Source organism: Tropicimonas sp., assembly GCF_047971885.1.
Lineage (GTDB): Bacteria > Pseudomonadota > Alphaproteobacteria > Rhodobacterales > Rhodobacteraceae > Tropicimonas.
The window spans coordinates 1-3468 of the sequence record NZ_JBKEAE010000182.1 but is presented as its reverse complement, the minus strand read 5'-3'; the positions used below and the strand labels follow the sequence as shown (position 1 = coordinate 3468).

The window sequence follows — 3468 nt, the reverse complement described above, 5'->3', positions numbered from 1 at the left end:
CGATCATCAGCATCAACGGGGCGAAAAGTGTCAGCAGGATGCTGCCGAACAGCAGGTCGAAGCCGCGTTTCATCAGCCTGCGTTCCGCCCGGAAACTGGCGTCGAGCAGGCCGCTTCCGGGGGCACGCGGAAACTCGAACCCCCGGTTGAAGGCGGAAAGATGCACCTGCACCGGCAGAACCCGGAATTGCTCGAGCAGTTGCGCGATGCGCCGGTCGGCCTCGGGCGGCAGGCACAGGATGATCAGGTCGATCTCGGCGATCCGGCAAAAGGCGACCAGATCGTCGAAGCGGCCGATTCTGGGCACGTTGAGCACCAGGTCGGGAACGCGCGACGAAGTACGGTCGTCGAACAGCCCACAAATCCGGATGTCATTCGCCGGTGCGGCGGCCAGCCCGCGTACCAGACGCTCGGTCTCGGCGCCGCCGCCGGCAAGAACCGCGCGGCGGGCAGTCAGGCCGCTGTCGACCGCCCAGCGTACCGCCGCGCCCGCGCCAAGCCGGAACGGCACCAGCACACCGGCCGATACGATTACCGCCCCGGTGAAAAGGCCGGAATGGGCGGTGCCGGAGGAGAAATCGAGCAATATCACCGCCGATGCGGCAAAGCCTGCGATCGCGAACGGGATACCACGGCGCGGCCCGACCAGCGAGCGCAGGGAATACCCGCCGGCGGCCACGGTCAGGGCGATTGTCAGCGTTGCCATGGCAGCGGCGAGCGCGGCGGCCCGCGCGGCATCGAACGATGGCGTCGCTGTTGCGGCATAGAGGACGAACCAGCCCGATACGGCGACGACGAGCCATTCGAGCCCGGCCAGTACGATAGCAAGCCGGACCGGCGCCAGCGAGGGCCGCGTAAGATGGCGGGCAGCCTGCGCCGCGGCCTCGCCCAGCGTTGCGCCTTCGGGCGGCATATCCGCAAACTCTGTCTGAAGGTGCGACACCAGCCCTCCCGTTTCGGCTACCGACCTGCGGGCAGCAGGCTAGGGGCCGAAGGTTAACCGCCGGTGCATCTGATCCCGTTTCTTTGCGGGCGTGTCACAGGCTTTCGGGCATGAAGATCTGAACTGCGGATTCGAACGAGGTTACCGGCCCTTCCAGCCGCCCGAAATGCCGCGCCAGCGTTTCGATGGCGAGCCGCGCTTCGAGATGCGGGTCCTGATCCAGCACGGCATGCAATCGCCGCTGGCGCAGCAGCCGCCGCCGATTGGGGGTCAGTTCGTGGGTGATGACGTGAACCTCGTTGCGGCGTCCCAGCCGGTCGATGGCATCGACGATTCCGACGGCACCGACCGACAGGTGATAGATGCCGCGGATGGACGGGTTCTGCGACAACGCCTCGTGGACACGGGTTGCTGTGGCGTCGGAATTCTCGCCGGTTTCGACAATGCCGTGGATCCGGCAATCGGGATAGCGGCCCGAGAGCAGGCTTTCGAAGCCCCTTGCCCGTGCGCGCTGACCGGCAAGGTGCAGGTGCCCGGCCACGATGAGCACATCGCCACCCTGCGGGCCAAGAAACAGGCCCATCAGATCGGCCGCGACCCGGCCCGAGCGTTCGTCGTCTGGGCCGATAAAGGCGATCCGCCCCGAGCCGGCAATGTCGCTTGCCAGGGTGATCACCGGAACCTGCGCCCTGATCCGCATCAGAGCGGCGGCGATTTCGGGCGTATCCGGCGCCGAGATGACCAGACCGTCGGTCCGTTCGGGTAGCGAGATGATCTTGGCCACGGTTTCGCGTATCTGGCCGATGCGGGTGTGCGTGACCGCAACCTGGATGTTCAGCGCCGCCAGAAACTTGCGCGCCGTGTCGATCCCGTTGCCCAGTTCGGCGTGGAACGGGTTTTCGGGCGGCTGGATCATGACCGTGATCCGCTTGATCTGCCGGTGCGCATAATCCAGCCGCCGGTCGAGTTCCAGCGTGCGTGCCGCGCGCATCACCGCCTCTTCCTTGGCGGGATCGACACCGCCGCGGTTGTTGATCACGCGATCCACCGTTGCGAGCGATACACCCGCAACCCGGGCGACATCGGCCAGGGTCGGCTTTTTCGTCATGCGGCGAACTCCTCTCCTGAGGGAAGCCTATCATGTGGATTTCAGCGCTCTAGCCACATGTTGATGGAAAGCCCTCAAGGATTCGATGGCTTGCCGTTCCGCGCCGCGCTATTCGTGCCCCACGTTCACTGCAGGCGGTGCAACGGGAGGACATCACAAATGACGATGACGGTGACCACAGCACCCTGCTGCTGGGGTGTGGACGATATTGCCAATCCGCACCTGCCGGACTGGCGGCTGGTTCTCGACGAGGCGGCGGCGGCCGGTTACGGCGGGCTTGAGCTTGGTCCCTATGGCTATATGCCGTTGGATATCGGGGCGGTTTCGGCCGAATTGCGGGCACGCGACCTCTATATCGTTGCGGGCACGATCTTCGACGATCTGGTCGATCCGGAAAACCGCGATGCCCTGCTGCGCCAGACGCGCGAGATCTGCGCCCTGATCACCGAACTGCCCGAGCCGCCGCGGGCCGAGGGGCAGCGCTATGCCGCGCCCTACCTGACGGTCATGGACTGGGGTCACGACGAGCGCGACTTTGCCGCAGGTCATTCCGACCGCGCGCCGCGCCTGAGCGATGCGGAATGGGAGGGCATGGTGGCGAACATTCGCGCCATCGCGCGCGCCGCCCGCGACGAATTCGGCGTGCGCGCCGTCATCCACCCGCACGCCGGCGGGTATATCGAGTTCGCCGACGAGATCGCGCGCATCGCGCGCGACGTGCCGGCCGACGAGGCGGGTTTCTGTATCGATACCGGCCACAGCCTCTATTCGGGCATGGATCCGCTGGAAGTGCTGCGCAGCTACTGGAACCGCATAGATTACATCCATTTCAAGGATATCGACGGCGCCCGGTTCGACAATGTCATGGGGCGCACCATCCGGTTTTTCGAGGCCTGCGGCGAAGGGGTCATGTGCCCCATCGGGCGGGGCGTGATCGACTATCCCGCGATCCGCGCCTTTCTGACCGAAAGGGGCTATGGCGGTTTCATCACCGTCGAGCAGGAGCGCGATCCCCGCAATGCGGGGGGCTCGCTGGCCGATGTGAAGGCCTCGCGGGATTATCTGAAATCGGTGGGATTCACTCACGACAATGGGGAGGAAACGGCATGATCGACGGCGAGCGCCGAACCAGAGAGGCGATCCGCTGGGCCATGGTCGGCGGCGGCAAGGGCAGCCAGATCGGCTATATCCACCGCTCGGCCGCCGAACGCGACCGCTATTTCGAACTTGTCGCCGGGGCGTTCGATCTCGATCCGGCGCGCGGGCGCGCCTTTGGGGTCGAACTGGGGCTCGATCCGGAGCGCTGCTATGCCGATTACCGGGCGATGTTCGCCGCCGAATCGGCGCGCGACGACGGTATCCGGGCCGTTTCCATCGCAACGCCCAACAATACCCATTACGAGATTTCGAAAGCCGC

The 3468-nt window shown here is 65.7% G+C and carries 3 protein-coding genes and 1 pseudogene; 2 read left to right on the top strand and 2 right to left on the bottom strand.

The genetic code is table 11. The features are described from left to right. Both ACK5IR_RS15285 and ACK5IR_RS15280 read right to left on the bottom strand, forming a co-directional pair. A pseudogene (locus ACK5IR_RS15285) lies at positions 1-943 on the bottom strand (sugar transferase); the annotation flags it as partial. Positions 944-1037: 94 nt separating this feature from the next. Then, a complete protein-coding gene (locus ACK5IR_RS15280) occupies positions 1038-2051 on the bottom strand; it encodes a LacI family DNA-binding transcriptional regulator (protein ID WP_416930033.1) in 1014 nt (337 codons plus the stop codon). 159 nt (positions 2052-2210) lie between these two features. On the opposite strand from ACK5IR_RS15280, the gene ACK5IR_RS15275 reads away from it, so the two are divergent. Together ACK5IR_RS15275 and ACK5IR_RS15270 are read left to right on the top strand one after the other, a co-directional pair. Next, positions 2211-3161, top strand: a complete 951-nt coding sequence (locus ACK5IR_RS15275) for a sugar phosphate isomerase/epimerase family protein (RefSeq protein ID WP_416930032.1) — start codon at positions 2211-2213, stop codon at positions 3159-3161. Then, positions 3158-3468, top strand: a 311-nt coding sequence (locus ACK5IR_RS15270) for a Gfo/Idh/MocA family oxidoreductase (RefSeq protein WP_416930031.1), incomplete at its 3' end; no start/stop codon positions are given. The genes ACK5IR_RS15275 and ACK5IR_RS15270, both read left to right, overlap by 4 nt.